This window comes from Thermofilum adornatum (assembly GCF_000446015.1).
Classification (GTDB): Archaea; Thermoproteota; Thermoprotei; order Thermofilales; family Thermofilaceae; genus Thermofilum; species Thermofilum adornatum.
Genome location: NC_022093.1, coordinates 1,431,245 through 1,448,630 on the forward strand (window position 1 = coordinate 1,431,245; position 17,386 = coordinate 1,448,630).

At 45.4% G+C, this 17,386-nt stretch carries 16 protein-coding genes; 14 read left to right on the forward strand and 2 right to left on the reverse strand.

Annotated features, from left to right (window positions below):
• Positions 1-127: 127 nt before the first annotated feature.
• The 8 genes from N186_RS07735 (at position 128) to wecB (ending at position 10,928) form a co-directional block, all read left to right on the forward strand.
• The gene (locus N186_RS07735; RefSeq protein WP_020963243.1) at positions 128-1,162 is read left to right on the forward strand and encodes a glycosyltransferase; all 1,035 of its coding nucleotides are present in this window, start codon (positions 128-130) and stop codon (positions 1,160-1,162) included.
• 272 nt (positions 1,163-1,434) lie between these two features.
• Positions 1,435-2,529 (forward strand): glycosyltransferase, encoded by a 1,095-nt coding sequence (locus N186_RS07745; RefSeq protein ID WP_052885565.1) that lies wholly within the window; start codon positions 1,435-1,437, stop codon positions 2,527-2,529.
• Between the two features lie 61 nt (positions 2,530-2,590).
• Positions 2,591-3,631 carry a glycosyltransferase gene (locus N186_RS07750; protein WP_187147013.1) on the forward strand — a complete coding sequence of 347 codons (1,041 nt, stop codon included), beginning with the start codon at positions 2,591-2,593 and terminating at the stop codon, positions 3,629-3,631.
• Between the two features lie 39 nt (positions 3,632-3,670).
• On the forward strand, positions 3,671-4,906 hold the full coding sequence (locus N186_RS07755; protein WP_148682151.1) for a glycosyltransferase: 1,236 nt from the start codon (positions 3,671-3,673) through the stop codon (positions 4,904-4,906).
• Between the two features lie 3 nt (positions 4,907-4,909).
• On the forward strand, positions 4,910-8,845 hold the full coding sequence (locus N186_RS07760; protein ID WP_148682152.1) for a hypothetical protein: 3,936 nt from the start codon (positions 4,910-4,912) through the stop codon (positions 8,843-8,845).
• A complete protein-coding gene (locus N186_RS07765; protein WP_020963249.1) occupies positions 8,842-9,582 on the forward strand; it encodes a class I SAM-dependent methyltransferase in 741 nt (246 codons plus the stop codon). Before N186_RS07760 ends, N186_RS07765 begins: the two co-directional genes overlap by 4 nt.
• A gap of 52 nt (positions 9,583-9,634) precedes the next feature.
• On the forward strand, positions 9,635-9,808 hold the full coding sequence (locus tag N186_RS07770) for a hypothetical protein (RefSeq protein ID WP_420804541.1): 174 nt from the start codon (positions 9,635-9,637) through the stop codon (positions 9,806-9,808).
• Between the two features lie 34 nt (positions 9,809-9,842).
• Complete coding sequence (gene wecB / locus N186_RS07775; RefSeq protein WP_020963251.1) at positions 9,843-10,928, forward strand: non-hydrolyzing UDP-N-acetylglucosamine 2-epimerase; 1,086 nt, start codon at positions 9,843-9,845, stop codon at positions 10,926-10,928.
• A 281-nt stretch (positions 10,929-11,209) separates the two neighbouring features.
• Here wecB and N186_RS07780 read toward each other — a convergent pair whose 3' ends face one another.
• Positions 11,210-11,515, reverse strand: coding sequence for a TIGR04076 family protein (locus tag N186_RS07780; RefSeq protein WP_020963252.1), 306 nt, complete (start codon positions 11,513-11,515; stop codon positions 11,210-11,212).
• Between the two features lie 154 nt (positions 11,516-11,669).
• Between N186_RS07780 and N186_RS07785 the strand changes: the two genes are divergently transcribed.
• The 5 genes from N186_RS07785 (at position 11,670) to N186_RS07810 (ending at position 16,086) form a co-directional block, all read left to right on the forward strand.
• A complete protein-coding gene (locus tag N186_RS07785) occupies positions 11,670-12,146 on the forward strand; it encodes an NAD-dependent epimerase/dehydratase family protein (protein ID WP_148682154.1) in 477 nt (158 codons plus the stop codon).
• A 1,032-nt stretch (positions 12,147-13,178) separates the two neighbouring features.
• Positions 13,179-13,562 (forward strand): PaREP1 family protein, encoded by a 384-nt coding sequence (locus tag N186_RS07795; protein ID WP_020963255.1) that lies wholly within the window; start codon positions 13,179-13,181, stop codon positions 13,560-13,562.
• Between the two features lie 553 nt (positions 13,563-14,115).
• Positions 14,116-14,637, forward strand: coding sequence for a PaREP1 family protein (locus N186_RS07800; protein ID WP_020963256.1), 522 nt, complete (start codon positions 14,116-14,118; stop codon positions 14,635-14,637).
• Positions 14,638-14,790: 153 nt separating this feature from the next.
• Positions 14,791-15,159: an aspartyl protease family protein gene (locus N186_RS07805; protein WP_020963257.1), complete on the forward strand. Its 369-nt coding sequence runs from the start codon at positions 14,791-14,793 to the stop codon at positions 15,157-15,159.
• A gap of 444 nt (positions 15,160-15,603) precedes the next feature.
• Complete coding sequence (locus N186_RS07810; RefSeq protein ID WP_020963258.1) at positions 15,604-16,086, forward strand: PaREP1 family protein; 483 nt, start codon at positions 15,604-15,606, stop codon at positions 16,084-16,086.
• A 237-nt stretch (positions 16,087-16,323) separates the two neighbouring features.
• Here N186_RS07810 and N186_RS07815 read toward each other — a convergent pair whose 3' ends face one another.
• A complete protein-coding gene (locus tag N186_RS07815; RefSeq protein ID WP_020963259.1) occupies positions 16,324-16,734 on the reverse strand; it encodes a PaREP1 family protein in 411 nt (136 codons plus the stop codon).
• Between the two features lie 348 nt (positions 16,735-17,082).
• Between N186_RS07815 and N186_RS07820 the strand changes: the two genes are divergently transcribed.
• Positions 17,083-17,265 carry a hypothetical protein gene (locus tag N186_RS07820; protein WP_148682156.1) on the forward strand — a complete coding sequence of 61 codons (183 nt, stop codon included), beginning with the start codon at positions 17,083-17,085 and terminating at the stop codon, positions 17,263-17,265.
• The last annotated feature ends 121 nt before the right edge of the window (positions 17,266-17,386 follow it).

Below are 17,386 nucleotides of genomic sequence, written 5' to 3' on the forward strand. Positions count from 1 at the left end.
ACATGGATCGCATATTCTTCCAATAACTACAGCTACCAGAACTCAAAAATAATCTAAAAGCCTGCTACAGCATCCGCACTAAAAAAGCTAAGAGGCTAGACGAGTACAGCACAACCCATTGATAGGCATGTCTCAACCTAATAGCTACTCGACAAAAAGCTACAATTTCGAGGTGCTTGCAGTGATCGTCAATTACGACTCGAAGCCCTTCCTAGCAATTGAAAGAATGTTGCTCAAGGGGCTCGCCGATCTAGGACGCTACACGAAGATCAAGCTTCTCCTCGTCGACAATTACAGCACCGACGGTAGCTTCGAGGAGCTAAAAGAGCATTCAAAGCGCCTCGGCGTCGACACGGAGGCTGTAAGGCTGAGCAAAAACTATGGGTTCGCAAGAGCTGTCAACATCGCCTGGCACTATGCGTTCAAGCGATGGAAGTTCAAGTACTTCATGCTCCTAAACAACGACCTCGTAATCGTGCCGAACAACGTCGCAAAGCTACTCAAGTACCTCGAGATAGACAACGTAGCAGGCGTCCAAGGCACGCTAATGCAAGCAGACAACCCACGCCTCATAGACAACGCGGGCTTCGCCATAGACACATTCGGGCTAACCTACCCCATATGCAGGGGCTACACGATCAAGTGCGCGAAGACATGCCACCCAAGCTTCCTCAGCGGGGCCTTCTCCGTATACAGAGCCGACGCGATAGAAAAGCTAGGCCAACCCTTCCACAACGCGGTAGAAGCCTACTTTGACGACAAGTACCTCGGCTTGAGGCTATGGAGCACAGGCTACAACCTACTCCACGTTCCCCTTGTAGTCGCCTACCATCTCGGGAGCGCAAGCTACGCCCCCCAGGTCAAACTTAAAAGTCCACAATGGTTCGAGGGTGTACTACTGGCAGAGCTTGCGCCATCATATGTTACTGATATAAAAGCTAGGTATCTTTTAATAATTCTTTGGGGAATGACCTCTGCATTTTTGTCTATTATATTTCTTTCAAATTATGTTAAGAATTTTATATTTGCTTACAGGACTGTAAAAATTTTAAAGAAGAATAAGAAAGAGTTTATCAAAAACTTTAGTATTTTACCTTCAATAACATTAAGTCTTTTACTACTTATAGCAAGAACCAAAAAAGGCTTAAAACTACAAACATAACATGACGTCGTTGTTAATGTTCCTAAAAATGGGGTGCACGCGTGGCGCGATTGTAGAAAAGTTGCTAAAGTTATTTTTGAATGTTTTTGTTACAGGTTTTCTTATTGTTGTTTTACTTCTGCTAAGTGTTTCTATTAATAATGTATATTTGAGAAAATATGAGATTTCTAATGAATTGGCCAGATACGCCTATTATGCTTTTACTGTTTTATTGCTTGCTTTGCTGATATATCTTTTTTTAAATGAAAAACATTTTCCAGGGTGTTCATAATATGAAAAGTGGGATAAGTATAATTATACCCAATCTCAATGGTGAAAAAGTTTTACCTTTTTGTTTGAGAAGTTTAATTAATCAAACACTTTCAAAAGGTAATTATGAAATAATTGTAATTGATAATAATTCTACCGATAAAAGCACACAGATATGTGAAACATATTCTAAATTGTATAAATCTCCTAGAATTAGGTGTATAAAATTTTCACGAAACTTAGGTTATGGCAATGCGATTAACATTGGCGCCAAATATGCTCAATATAAATACATCTTGGCTACTAACAATGATATAATTTTTCATCCCTTTTACCTGGAAGTATTACTAGATACTTTAGAGTATGTAAGAAGTAGAATGAAAAACGTTGTAGCCGCAGTTGGTTTACATTTCTATTATCCTGAGGTAACTTGTATCAATTCAGCAGGAGGACTATTATCCATTGTGGGTGGTCATTATAGATATTATGGGCGTTGTCTTGGGCAATCAGATTTCAGAAATTTCATGAAACAAGCTGTGAATAAGAAAAAAAAGAAGATTTTTTCTTTAACTGGTTTTGGAACTGGTGCAGCACTTCTTATTGATAGAAGTATATTCATGAAAATTGGAGGATTTTATAAATTGTATTTTGCAGGCGTTGAAGAGTTTGATTTAGGATTATTATTAAATCTTTTAGGTTTTAGAATTATTTTTGTTCCAACAGCAGTGCTTTTTCATCGTGAAAGTTTTACCTTTAAGAGGAAAGGGCTTAATGATACCAATAAAATAAAGGCCTATTTGCCTGGCAATTATATTTATGTCTCCACTTTAATTCAAGGGGTTGATCGTATCTTTGCATATTTATTACTTTTTTCTTTCTCTATCTTTATTTTCGCATTCTCTTTAGTAAAAAAAGATAAAAATCTTTCTAGAAGCATAATTGAAGTATACAGATTTATAACTTCAGATTATTTCAATAAGAATTTAGTTGCACGAAGAGCACAATTCAGGATAACTTTACATCAATATTTTGAAACGAAAAAAATTCTAAAAAGTTTAAAAATGTGGAAATCACCCTTAGCCATTATAGTGGATACCTTTAGGTCCTTCTTGTCATGATATTAAGAAAAATCTATAAGCGCGCATCTCATAACAAATGTTTCAAATTAAAAGTAGCAATATGGTAAACGTAAATAACAATTATAATTATATTAGCATTGTCATTGTTACATGGAATGGCAAACACTATATTGGAACTCTCTTTAATTCCTTATCGAGAATACTTAATAGACATCCAAACATTGAAATAATAATAGTAGATAACGGAAGTACAGATGGAACTCAAGACATAATTAAAACTATTATAGAAAGATTAAATTTAAATAGTCGAGTTACCGTTAAATGTCTTAATAAAAATCTCGGTTTTATGGGAGGTAATAATGTAGGCATTATGTTTGCCAGAGGCAAACTAATATTTATGTTAAATCAAGATACATATTTGCATGATGAAGCACTAGAAAATGTTTTCCAAATTTTTAATAGCGACCCTAAAATTGGAGCTACGCAATGTCTCCTACTCCAGTATCGGCATCCCCACATTTTAGACTCATGTGGGGATGAGTTCAGTAGCTTAGGAACAGGTATAATCGGTTGTTTTGGAGAAAGATTTACTAAAGTTTTAGCAGAAATCAATGAAAGAAGAGAGATAGTCTTAGCAAGAGGTGCAGCACTCATCATCAGACGAGAGGTGCTCGAACTATCAAAGAAAATTTTTGGAACATACTTACCCACCTATCTTGTAGCACCCTACTATGAGGATTGGTTTCTGTCAATATTCACAAAAGTATTGGGCTATAAACTCTTACTTATACCCAGTTGTATAGTATATCACGATTCCTTAAAACAAATACATCGTGATCCGTATACTTTATATAATGCTGTTAATATCTTTGTACAGTTTCGTGCACCAATTTTCATGATTCTTGGAACAATTGGAACGATTGCATTTTCATCCGTTTTCATTTCTAAACAACCGTTAAAATTGCTTATTTGTTTTAGAGCTCTACTAAGGAAACTCAGGAAAAATATTCAAATGAGGTATTATATAGATATACTAGCTAAACAAAGAGGAATAGAGCTTAAAAATTTATGGAAGACGAAAAGAAAAACTACAGATGCCCTTAGATGGTACTTCACTTTTCTGCAATTAACTCGAAAATAAAGCGTAAAAAATTAATAAATTGTGATAGATAGAAACAAAATGAGTAAAGATACAAAACTTGTAATAGTATGTAACTACACCTTTCCTCTAGCAGGAGCACCTTGGAGAAGAATTGAATATTTTTCAAACTTTCTCTCTAGATACAAAATGGATGTAACTGTCATAGGAGCAATTGAATTAGGCAGAGAAACTTCTAAAATGATTAAAGCTATTAGGGGAATAAAATACGACAAGTTCAGAGTATTTAATTTGCAATGGCGTATTGGAATATTTGCTCTAATAATTGAAATCTTTAATTTCATAGGAACTTTCCCCTTATTAATAATTTTACCCGTGTTAAAACCTAAGATAGTTTATATTTCTATACCTTATATTGAAACATTGCCCACCGCATATTTAGTAGCTAGGTTAATAGATGCAAAAATAGTTATAGATGTACGTGATCCATTGGAATACTGGCCAAGCTGGACAAAAGGTTTTACTCGAAAATTTTTTGGTTTTCTTACTTTGCTTGATTACATACTTATGCGTAAATCTGACCTTGTTCTAGCGGTTACTCCTGGCTTAATTAGGCTCCTCGCACAACAAGGCATAGTTGCACATCTTGTAATGAATGGCGCTGATACGCAAATTTTTCGGCCTTATCCTCGTAGCGAAGTTAGAAGAAAACTTGGCCTAAACGATGATGCCATAGTGCTTGTCTTCAGCGGTCGCTTAGGCGGCTACTACGACGCTATCCCCCTCCTTCATGGAATAGCTAGGTTGTCGAATGCGCTAAAGAAGAAAGTGGTATTGTTGCTCGTCGGAGGTTTTGGAGACGCATCATATGCGAGTAAGTTTGTGCGAATAGCGAAGGAGCTGCATTTATCCAGCAACATAAAGGTTCTGCAACCGATACTAGATGCGCGTACGCTGGCGGAGGTCCTTTCAGCCGCGAACGCGGGGGTCGTCACGCATGTGACCTCGGAGCTGTACGACCCGGCAATACCAGTGAAGTTTTATGAGTACTTAGCTTGCGGCCTCCCCGTTATAGCTTTGAGTAGGCGCGGCTCGGAGCTCTGGAGGCTGATCGAGAAGTGGGGGGTGGGTTTTGCGTGCGAGCAGCACGACCTTGATTGCATTACGAGAGCTTTGGAAAAAATCTTTGACGAAAGCACTATGGAAAGCATCAGGGCTAATGTCCTTCGCGTAAGACTCCTTATCGATAGGCGCCGAGCTGCGGAGAAGCTGTACAGCTTGCTCCGCGAACTGCTGGAGCCCAAGAGGGATGCTTAACCCGTGAGCAAGGGAGGAGTAGCTGGCTCTGTAAGGCGCGCTGTTATGAGAAGCGAGATCTTGCTAGTGACACTGGTAATTTTTCTTGCATCCTTGCTATCCTTCATCGTTGCCATCTATGTTTATTACCCGTGGCCCGAAAAACTGGTGATACACTCCTCGCTGATTGCGTTTTCCTTTTTCATCGCCGTTTGGAGGCCTGGTAAGCAGCTTCGTATACTGCTACGGTTGCCGCGAAGAACCGTCGCACTTTTACTCGTAGCAGGCTTTGTCGCGTTGGTTGTTGCAAGCATAATACCGATTCCCTGGCTGGCGTTGTTCCTTGCGCTAATGTACGCTGCCCCTGTAGTCGGAGTTTCGTTGGCAGAGGCATTAAAGCTCAGAGGGATTTTTGACGATGCAGTAGGCTTCGCGTTATTTTCCTTCATCATTGGTTCAACGTTCTTCGGAGTTATAGCGTTGGGTGCTTCCCTTTTCTTAGGCTTTCCGGGAAACCGCTACGCTGTGTTGGTGCTTGTGGCTTTGCATACAATCCATGTTGTTGGTATCTACTCGAAAAAATCTAAAAGCCAATTAATTGAAATGAAAGGTGATAGTCTTTTGTTCATAAGCTCTTGGTTAACGCTCATCTATAATTTCTACCTGATATACTATCCAAACGATGTGTATCTTCCGGGCGAGGACATGCTGCGACATTACATGTGGTCGGTAAATCTCGTAAGAAACCCCTGGAAATTCCTAAGCCTCAGCCCCGATAATTACCTGGTTTTCCACTCGTTCGAAGGGGGGCTCATGCTTTTGGCGAACTGCTACGACGCTCCGCTTCTCAACAGCGTTCTCCTGCCCGTAGCTCTCCTGAGCACGCTGGCGCTAGCCCAGCTTACCGCTAATGTCGCCGGGAACCCCGCATCCAGAAACATTGCGCTGATACTCCCGTTCGTCTTCTCGGGTTTGGGCTGGCTCTACCTCCTCCTCAACAGGCCGGCGAGCCCTGCGGCGTACTTCGCAGCTCTGGCGAGCGGTAGCGAAAAAGTGTACAGAAATTTAATGTACATACCGTTTCCGCTTATGTGGCCCGTACCTCAGCCCTTCTCGGTCGCCGCCTTTCTTCTCTTCCTGTCCCTCCTTCTTAAGATGGTTAAGCTGCAGGGCACGCTTCCTGGATCTGCTGTCGCAGCCGGCTTGCTGATGTTCTCGATGCTGTCCACGCACCCCCCGCAGGGTATTATGGCGGCAGCGCTCCTCACGCTGTTGGCGCTCCTTTGGGGCAAAAGCCTTTCCAGCGCCCTGAAGCCCATCTGTCTGGGAGCGCATGCAGGCGCGCTCGCGGGAGGAGCGCTCAATATGGCAACGGTTTACCTCGCTCTTCAGGGTGCGCCCCGCTTAGAGAACCTTATGCTGCTGCGCGTTGCGGCTTTCTTCGCGCCAGCACTAGCAGCGGCAGCCGCGCTCGCCCTCAGCTCTTTCGGTATAGGGTTGGAGCCCTTGTTCGCGAGACTGGCCAAGCGCTTGCGCGTGCGAGCCCCTGTAGCGTCGGCGTTGGGCACTTTCCTGCTTATTTTAGGGGTTTCCGTCGCCTTAGACCCCTCCAACACCTTCGCTACGAGCAGGGCGGATCCGGGATGGGTTGTAGGTCTGGTGCCCTGGTTCATCTACGCGATCTTATTGGGCGCAGCTTTGCCGCTAGGGTTATACGGTTACGAGCTGCTAGCTCGCGAAGGCTCGAAAGCTCCAGTCGCTGTGCTGGGTCTGCTCGCGGCTCTCGCTGTCGCTGTGGGCAGAACCCTAGGTTTTTTCAACGCCTCTGGGATCGACACGGGCTACTGGGGCGAAAAGAGGTTCGTCCTTTTCGTTTACATCGCGCTAGCGCCACCCGCCGCCTACGCGTTAGAGCGACTCGCCCGTGGCAGATCCCTGAGAGTCGCTATCCTCAGCCTTCTGCTGGCCCTTTTGGCCGTCAACGCGGCGGTAAGCGCCTCGTACTGGGGCATCACGAGTGAGCGCGGGAGGATAAGCGATACCGAGAAGGCGGCCTTCGATAAGCTGGGCGAGCTGCTATGGGCCAACCCGAACCGGTGGGTTTTTTCGCCCACGCTCCGGAGCAGGGACGCCTCTGCCTTCGCGGCGCCGATCTACTATGTCTTCGCGGATCCCTCCTACAGCTGGCGGTGGCAGGTTCCCGAGCTCTCGCTCGCGATCTTTAGGGCTAGGAACTTAGACCCGCCCTACGTCTACATCAACTGGGCGACGAACTCGCAGCCCGCCCGCTCTGGCTGGATCGGCAGGATCCTCCTGCCCCGCCTGCCTAAGCTGTTCAGCGTGGGCTCGATCGACGTGTACGACGCGCCCCTGCTGGCGCCGCCGGTCCCCAACGGAAGCGTGGCGCTCGCGATCCCGCCCGTCTGGGACGAGTCAGTCGACGAGGCCTACCTCCTCCTCTCGCTGGCGGGAGTGAACTTCACAAGTGTGCTGGGGATTGACCCCTCTCTCTACAGCTACAGGGTTATTGTCCTGCCTTATGACACATCAGAGGAGAACAGGACAGTTACCATTGATTTACTCAGCACCCCCATTGCATTTACCAGCGGTTCCGTGAATCTCGACTCTGAGTCAGTCGAGCTTGGTGGTCGCCAGGAGAGACTAGGCAACATTGTGGTGTGGAGGAACCCATTCTATCTATTCCCTGAGGCGATAAATGTTACCGTGAGGTTTGAGGTGAGGGAGTACAACCCAAAGGTTCTAAACTATTTTTACTTCATTTATGATTTCAAGGATGAGGGGAACTATCGGTACGTGGGAGTAATGTTTACGGAGCAAAATAAGGTATACATGCTTAACTGCTTGGTTACAAACGGTAAAGCTTATTGCATACCAGCTTGGCCGGGTATTTTTTTAGGGAATATTGATAGAGTAACTGGAGATCATTTATTGAATCTTTCCTTTAATTTTTCGAAGAGAGAACTCTGTACGACTTTAGACGCATTAAATCGAACTTGTTTTAACATAAGCTTTAGCGGGGGATCCATCGGGGTGCGTGTGGATCGCTTTTGGGCGGTAAAGGTAAAAGAGATGTTTATCACTACACGCATTCGTAACTACCTGAACTTAGAGAGGCTAAAAGCTGAGAACCGCACGCTTATAGTTTTTCAGCGAAAGCCTGTCACCAATGAAACAGGGGAAATTAGATATGGGGAAAACCTGACAATTTATGGGGAACAAATTCTAGATAACAAAACACATATAAATTCTACTTTTATACCGGAGAGATACTATAGTGAAATTAATTATGCTAATTTGGTTGCTAGCAATATTACTTTTTATAATCTAAGTCTGACAGCGTCTAATCTATTAGTGATCCCACTTGACTCTTTACGGGTTTATCAGCATAACAAAATTCAGAATTTAACATCAGTTAGATATTTAATAATCGAAAGTCCCTCTGAAAAGGTTCTCAATGCTTTTTACGTGCAGGCAAACGTTAAAGGTGGCATAGGTTTCTACGCCAAGCTTGAAGCTGATAGGATGTATGTTCCAAATGGGAACGTTAGCGTGTATTTTGATGATGGCGTTATTAGTGAGCTGAAAGGAGACTTATTATTTGAGGGTAAATTCTTGGTGCTGGCTAGGAGGCCTATTTTCACGGCTCAGCGCTCGGTTATTAGGGGGGTGTTTGGGCAATCCTTGCTTTATCCCTACTTAGCTCGCGACTTAATTGTAATTGGAAACGCAACGTTTAGATTTGTTCGTGGTGATGACTCCTTTTTATATTTCTTTGTAGATGCTAGCAATTCTAAGATTATGTTTGACCCCTCCCTTAACATTTACTCAGAGTGGGAATCTGTGCCGTTGGTGCTGAAGTACTCGTATTGGATTATAGTTATTATCTGTGTTTTTATTGCAAAAAGATTGCAACGTTTGTTGAAGAGGAGGAGGCCATGACTGAAATACGCGAAACCGAAGAGCCTGTCGAGCTGAGTGTCTGGGATTTGAGCGGAAGAGAGAGGCATAAGCAGGAACGCAGGGCGCAAGTAACAGCTTGGTTCCTAAAACCTGGAGAGCGAGATGTTATCATGGATGTTGGCTGTGGTGATGGTTTTGTGACTAGCTTCTTCTTAAAGGCCGGCTTCGTGGTGGGTTTGGAGCCTTCGTATCACTCACTCGAGATTGCCAAACGTAAGGTACCTAAGGGTAATGTCCAGTTTATTTGCGCTGATGCGCGCTTTATTCCTTTGAGAGCCAACTCAATAGATAAGGTGGCTATACTTGAAGTTTTGGAGCACTTGCCCCGAGCTTCTCAACAAATGGTTATTGAGGAAATCGATAGAGTTTTGAAAAAAGGTGGGATTCTCGTCGTCACGGTGCCTTACAAGGAAAAGATTATTTATACCCGCTGTATCCACTGTGGAAAGCTGACTCCATTGTGGGGCCACTTACATTCTATGGACGAGGAGAAGGTTAACAAACTCTTACCTCCGAGCTACGTGCTTGTAGCCAAAGCGCATTTTCCAAATCTAGAATTAATATCGATGTTAGGTATTTTTCATAGATTACCATTTCCATTATGGTTTATTATTAATAATTTCCTTGGAATTATAAAAAAAGGATATTGGATCTTGGTCAAATATAAGAAATTTTTAAATGAATGTAAAATTAGAGAAAAACCCATTATTGAGTGAGATAATGTTAACTCCAAATCGTATCTGTGTAATTGGGCTGGGGTATGTTGGTTTGCCTACTGCTGTTGTTTTTGCTGGCAAGGGGTATGAAGTTGTTGGTGTGGATGTTGACGCTAAGAAGGTTGAGGCTGTGAATGATGGTAGGTGTTATTTGAGGGAGCCTGGGCTGGACGTTCTTTTGTGTGACTCAGTGTCTAAGGGGTTTTTGAGGACTAGCGCGCTCTAGGGTTCTTAATATTTAAAAATGAGGAGTGGGCTGTATGAAGATTCTTTCCGTGGTCGGGGCTAGGCCCAATTACGTTAAGTTGGTAGCGGTACACGATGTCTTCTCAAGGTTTTTCGAGCACGTTGTAGTGGATACTGGCCAGCATTATGATTATGAGATGAATAGGGTGTTTTTCGAGCAGCTGGAGGTTCCAGAGCCGGACTACTTCCTAGGTGTAGGGAGCGGCTCTCACGGGTACCAGGTGGGGGAAATTGTTAAACGGGTGGAGGAGGTTTTGCAGAGGGAGCGACCTGACTTTGTGGTTGTTTATGGAGATACGAACTCGACTCTGGGTGGCGCGCTTGCGGCTGTGAAGGCGGGGTTTAGGGTTGGGCATGTGGAGGCTGGGTTGAGGAGTTTTGATATGTCGATGCCGGAGGAGGTGAATAGGAGGGTTGTGGATCATGTGTCGCATTTGCTTTTTGCGCCTACTGGGAGTGCGTATAGGAATTTGTTGGCTGAGCGGGTTCCTGGCAGGGTCTTTGTTACGGGTGATGTTCATGTTCGTGCTTTGAAGAGGTGGCTTCCTATAGCGGAGGAGAGGTCTCATGTGTTGGAGAGGCTTGGGCTGGATCCTGGCTATGTGGTTGTAACTCTTCACCGGGCTGAGAATACCGATGACCCAGCACGCCTTTCCAAGATTGTTGGTCTGCTGGTTGGTCTTGCTAGGCGGGAGCGTGTGGTTTTTCCTGTTCATCCGAGGATCAGGAAGAGGCTTGTCGATTTGGGTCTCTGGGAGGGTCTTAGCGGTAGCGGTATTGTTTTGTCGGAGCCTTTGGGCTATTTGGACTTTCTAAAGTTGCTGAGTAATAGTCGGCTTGTGGTTACTGATTCTGGTGGTGTTCAGAGGGAGGCATACCTCTTAAGGAAGCCCGTAGTTGTTTTGCGTGGGGTCACGGAGTGGGTCGAGCTGGTGGAGTCTGGGCTTGCGTTGCTGGTTGATGTGGAGTCTGGCCTGGATCCGGAGAGGATTCTGGATTGGCGCCCATCTGGCTATGTGGAAGGTCTATTGGGGGACGAGCATGCTCCTGAGAAAATTGCTGAAATCTTAAAGGGATATCTAGAGAGTGGAAATTTTTAGAATAATTTCTTGTTTATTTTTAAAGCGCATGCTATGAAAGCTTTAAAAACCGTGGGCTGTGCGTGTAACGGAGATTCTGGCGTCGTATTTGGCACTAGGTTTTGAATAATTAGGTCCCTCCTCACAATTCACGAGTCTTTAAAGAGTTTGTGCTGAGCTTAAGAAGGCTCTGGGTAGTGGCGTTGAGTTGCCTGGAGTTTTTCCTTTTGGTGATGGGAGGGCGGCTGTTAGGATAGTTGACTCTGTTTTGTCTCTGCTCGGGATCTAGCAGATTTAGTTCTTTATTTTTCTTCTATTTTCTCACGTTTCAATTCGAATATTACGGTTCCCCCGCAGGTGTAGGGTTTTCCTGGGTCTGGGCACTGAGTGTAGCCGGTGTCTTCTTGTTTGCCGATTCCGAGGGCTGTGGCTGGTACGCCTTTGAGCAGGGGGGCTAGGAGTGTGAGCATGGATGCTAGGGCGTGTAGGCAGATTCCTTTGCCTGTGTCTTTTATGTAGAATTTTTCGATGGTGAAGGTGTCTCCTGGCTTGTAGCCTAGGGCGCAGTTTCCCCTTACTTCTTTTACTTGGACTGTGACCTTGTACATTTTTTGCCTTGGATGTTTGGTTTTTGTGTTTATTTTGTTTTGTTGGCTGGGTTTTTACTCGTGGGGTGGGTGTATCATTTTTTGGGCTTTTTGTGGCTTTGGCTCGGGCTCTTCGGGATCCTTGCTCGGTGTTCTGCCCGTGGGGGTCTGGTGTGTGTTTTTCTTTTTGGAGGCGAGGGGTTCGGCTGCAGTTTCTATTGAGAGGGGGCTTAGGGGCGGGTCTTTGACGCTTTTTAGGCATAGTATGTATAGGCCTATGCTGTATGTGGATGTTAGGGATGTCGCGCGGGCTTTTAGGGCTTACGCGGTGAGGGTTCTCGACGGGAGGGTCGAGAAGGAGGGTGGTAGCCTTAGGAGGGTTTTGAATCTCTTCTATCCTGAGCCGTATACTGTGCTGGAGATAGCGGAGATGGTTCGTGACGTTATTAGGGAGGTTACTGGGGGCGCTTTGGAGCCTAGGATCGAGGTTGTTGACCAGGGCTTGCCTTCGCTGTTTGGGCCGGGGGATAAGTATAGGTTTAGGTTGGATGTTTCGGGGACGCTGGGCTTCCTTGGGCTAGGGAGGCTGATTAGCCCGAGGGAGTCTATCGAGTATATTGTGAGGAGGAGGCTCGGGAAAGAGACAGGCTAGGCTTTTCTTTGATAGAGGATCTCGGTCTTTCTTCTTCTTTTAGATTAGCTTAATGTGTTTATGAAAAATGTATGTTAACAATTTTATTCGTTTTTCTGTAGGGTCTCTTTGTGTTTATTTTGATGAATGTTCTTCTTGATTTAGTTATATTTGTATTTTTTTATTTTTCTTGATTCCTTAAAAATAAATTTTCTCTATTCATTGTCCTGAAGAAGACATGATATTATAATATAGCAACATCCAACTATTAGCATAACAAAGCCCAAAAAAGAAACTACATTAGTTATGTATTTTATAATCGTTTTTTTAAAGCTTGTTACGTTATTGATCAAACCTATCGCTTTTAGCTGGTTGCCAAACCATTCGACATGATTCTCGAGATGATCACTGACGATATTTTGAAGTGAACCATCGTTTCCCATGGTAATGATTGCTGTCCCCAGCATAATTAATATTATCATTACAATTAATTTTATCGCTCTGCTTATGACTTGAGTACTATTTGAAGAAGTCCACACAACGAAGTTTTCTCAAATAGTTTATTTAAAGTTAACGTGCGAGCGCACGAACTGGGGTCTAGAGTTCCGCTTGCGAGTTTGCTCGCTTTAGGATATATTTTTAGCCTTTTCATGCTAAAGAAGTTTAGAAGTGCTGTTTGCAATATTGCTGATATGTATGGTGCTTTGGACTTAGCATTCTCTTTTTAAGCTCTTGGAGCGTCTATTAAGCCTATTCAGGTTGGGTGTGAGATAGCTAAGCTTCTTTTGGTCGTGGCAGAGCTTAAACCAAAGGTTGTTTTGGAAATCGGCACGGCTGGAGGGCAGGCTATTACTATTTACGAATGTTGCGGGTCCTGAGGCTAGGATTATAAGTGTAGACCTTCCAGCAGGACTCTTTCCGTGGAAAAGCTTGGGTTGTGCGCGCTCGCCTGTAGCTTCAGGGTTTTTGTTCCAAAGCTGGAAGATTGCAATGGTCTAGGCGGGTGGCATGCTGTGGGGAAGGTTTTTTAAAAGGCATTGTCATGCTAGGTGTGTGGTTGCTGCTGGGAGGTTTGAGCTGGTTAGTCGTTTGCTTTTCGAGGCTGAGGAGTACCTGGCTAAGGGGGATGCCGTCCAGTCTTCTGAGAAGCTTTACAAGGTTGCTGAGGAGTGCGTTAAAGCGCTGTCTGAGCGATTGGGTCTCCCCGAGGTGAAGGAAGCCGAGGTGAAGGGGAGGTGGACGGTTGCTCTGCTTGAGAGAGCTGTGAGGAGGCTGGCCGACGAGTTGGGCGTAGATGTTCAGCTCGGCTGGGATGCGGCGAGTCACCTGCATGTGTGGGGGTTCCACGAAGCGAAGCTAGAAGTGGAGGATGTGAAGGCGAGGATTCCCCTGATAAAGCGGCTGGTAGAGTTGGCTGAGAAAACTTGTACAGAATGATGGTGCGCGGCTTTTATATTATCTCTAGCGCGCTAGCCACGCTATCCTCGTGTTGCTCTTACTGTTTAACTCTTGTAAGGGTTCTGATTTTAGGTTGGTGCGTCTCTTGGCACGATGAATGCGTGTGTGTACAGGACGTTCCCCAACTCTGTTTGCCCCTCAGTGCTCAGCTTGCGCCGAGTACCCGGTGTCTGGGGGCATAGGACGAGAAGCTGAGTTGCCTAGGGACGCCGCCCTTTAGGGGGCAGAGGCCTTAGCGCATGCTTCCAATAACTACAGCTACTAGAGCCCCAAAACAATCTAAAAAGCCTGCTACAGCATCTTCACTAAACAAAAAGCCAAGAGGCTAGACGAGTACAGCACAAGCCATTGAAGTGCACGTCTCGACCTAATAGCTACTCGACAAAAAGCTACGATTTCGAGGTGCTGGCAGTGATCGTCAATTACAACTCGAAGCCCTTCCTAGCAATTGAAAGAATGTTGCTCAAGGGGCTCGCCGATCTAGAGCGCTACAGCGCACCGGCTTTTGGTTGCTGTTTGATGCTGATAGGTCTTGGTTTGGAAGCTCGTTGAAGAGAAGCCTCTGGACGAGGCTGATGAGGCTAATTTGAGGGAGTTGGCTTGGGCTACGGGCTGGAGTGTTGATGATGTTGTAGATGATTTGAGGAATGGGTGGGGGGATCCTTTGGGTAGGGTTGATAGGTATAGGGAGATGTTTGAGAGGTACTATAGGGAAGCCTTGGAGCTGGTTGATAGAGATGCTCGGCAGGCGGCTGAAAAGCTTTGGGGCGCTGTGACGGCTCTGGTGAAGCTCCACGCGTCCCTGAAGAGGGTATTTTTTGCGTGGTGGGACCACGGCAAGCTCTACAACTACGTTACCCATAATGTCGAGGAGGAGCATAGGGAACTCTTCTATCATCTTCTGATGACGGGCAGGGAGTTGCATAGATACTTCTATGAAGGGGACCTGGACAGAGATACCTTCATTAATTTCTGGAATAAGGCTGTTAAGCTCCTAGAGGAGGCAAAGGAGGTGGTCTACAGGCTCTCTGCCAAGGCAGTACAAAAAGAGTAAGCAAGTGTCGCTTGTTCAAAGTGTCTTCAGCGATCCCTCGGGCGTCTCCTGGAGATGGGGAAAACGTATTAGTGTTTAGTGTCGATGGGGGTTTGAATGTTGGTGACGGGTAGAGGTTTTAGGAGTGTGAGAGCTCTTTGATTATGGTGGCGTGTGAGGTGGGCGGGGAGTGGGCACGTAGGGGTTGAGGCTGTTGTTCGGAACCCGTTTACGGGTAGGGGCGCGCCTGTTAGGGCTCTTGTGGATGCGGGGGCTATGGACACTGTTATCTCTAGGAAGATTGCTGGAGAGCTTGAACTTCCTGTGACTGGGAAGAGCGTTGTGTTGACAGCTAGGGGCTCTATGGAGCTTGATGAGTGTATAGGGGTTCTAGAGGTTATGGGTAAGAGGAGGGCAGTGCCTATGTTGGTGTCGGATGAGATGGATTTTGCACTTTTAGGTGTTACAACGCTTGAGTTGCTGCGTCTCGAAGTAGACCCTACTACGGGTAAGCTTAAGGAAAGCGTGGCGTTTCTGCTCTAAAACAGATTTAAAGGTAGTATGTCTGAGAGTTTGTGTGCTCTTTGGGGGCCGCTTTGAATTGAATGCTTCTTTATGGTGACGCTAGCAAGTAACAAGAGAGCTTTGACTTTATCTCTGTGTGTTTGTGCAATGTTTGAGACTCGGTTCAGGCTCTTTGAAGCTTCCGAGGTTCGTTGTATATTCTGTATCAAGTGGGCTACGCTAGTAGCACTTCATTTGTAAATTCATTTATTGAGGGGGTAGCGCGGATGTGGATATATATGATGTGTTTTCCATTTGGGAAGAGTCGTATAGGAGCTTGTACCGGAATTTTTCCTTTTTGCCGTCTAGCCTGACATGATTATGGGTAGGAGTAGCGTGGATAGTACTTTGTGCGTATATTTGTTGTAGTGCTCCGCAAGGTTTATAGCACAGGTGTCACTGGGAATATAATAGGGGTTTTCTTTGATTGTTCTGCCTAAGAGGATTGCGGAGAAATTGAGGAGGGAATCAGAGAAGGCTGGCGTTTCCGAGGAGGAATTGGTGGTTGAGGCTTTGTCGAGGATGTTAAATGAGCCGCTCGACCCGGAGGCTAGGTTTGAGGTGCACTTGAAGCTGTCGGAGAAGTATCTGAGGGATGCAGAGGAGTTGCTGGCTAGGGGTGACTATGTGCAGGCATCTGAGAAGGCCTGGGGCGCCGCGGCCCAGATTGTTAAAGCTGTGGCGGCAAAGGAGGGGAGGGAGCTCAGGAGTCATGCTGAGCTGTGGGGTTATATGGATGAGCTGGCCGAGAGGGCGGGGGACGTGATGTTGAGGTATCTTTGGAGGACCGCGAATGCTCTTCACCAGAACTTTTATGAGGGCTGGATGCCGCCTAGGGAGGTTGAGCTCGCGGTGAGGGATGTTAAAGTGTTTGTTGAGAAGCTTAGGGCGATAGCGCGCCTGTAGGGGTAATGGCGGTTTTAGGTGGGTTGGTCAGTTTGTGCTTATAGAAGGTGCTTCTTCCCTCTTTTGGACTAGGGGCAATTTGTTTTGGGTGAATTGTTGTTTTAGTGTTTCCCACAAGAACCACTGTTTGAGACGCGTGGCGAAAATAGTAGAGTGGAATGAGGGTGTGCTTCGACTGAGAAGTGGACATGTTTTGCAGGGTGTGCCCCATGACAAGCTTTTAGGGGCGCTATGTGTTTAGTCGTTGTTGCCATAAATGATTTTCCTTGTTTCAGAGATCATCCTTTCTATGTCTGGCATTCTCTCCTTTACGGCTTCTGAGTCTAGCTTGGCCTCGTGGAAACCCCAGACGTGTAGGTAGTTTGCCCTGTCCCATGTCGCGCTGAACCAGTCGCCTAGCTTCTTGGATATTCTTGAGACTGCCTTCTCGAGTTCTGTAACTGTCCACCTGCCCCTCTCATCAACAGTTTTGAGGATGTCTTCCATGTTGAAGCTTATAGCGAGCATCTTGACGGCTTCCTCGGCGGCCTTGTAGAGCTTCTCCGAAGCCTGAACAGGGTCTTTCTCGATTAGTGTCTTCCCCTCTTCCAGGTATCTCAATGCGAGGGCGAGGTGGTGCTCAGCTCCAGGCAAGCTTAGTACCCCCATGTCCTACCATGTTAATGGCCTAGATAAATATAAGCCGATAGAAAGAAGAGTTCATGTCGTCGGCACGTGTTTGAATCCTAGGCATTACCAAAAGTGGGTTCAAAGGGCAGGAGGTTGCGCACTTTTAGCGAGCACTAAACTTGTTTATAGGGATGGTTTATACCTAAATATATGTAAATTTAAATTTAAATCCATCTTTGTGGTCGAACGCATAAGCTAGATCTAGTGTTTTGGCGATTGGTCGTCTCTGGCTTTGAAATAGCGCGCTATAACTGACTAATGTTTCTTATGTTGGGGAAGGGCGCGTTCCTTATATATTTGTTTTGGGTGGACGGTTTTAGGAGTATAATGTCCGAGGTTGTGGGATTGTTGCAGGAAATAAGGGATGAGCTTAAAGAGCTGAGGCTCCTATATAAAAGTCTTGTTGATAAACTTGTACCAGAGGAGGAGCCTCTTGAGGACGAGAAAGAGACTATTGAGTCTAGTGATGAAGTGGTAGGGGAGGATGAAGTTTTAAGGGTTTTTGGATAATGTTTCGGCTATAGGCTGAGAGGAGGGTACTGGAATAAATTGAGATGCTTAATCCTTCGGTTAAAGCGAAGATCAAAGAGATACGGCTAACAATTAAAAAAGACCCTGTGTCTCATAAGAG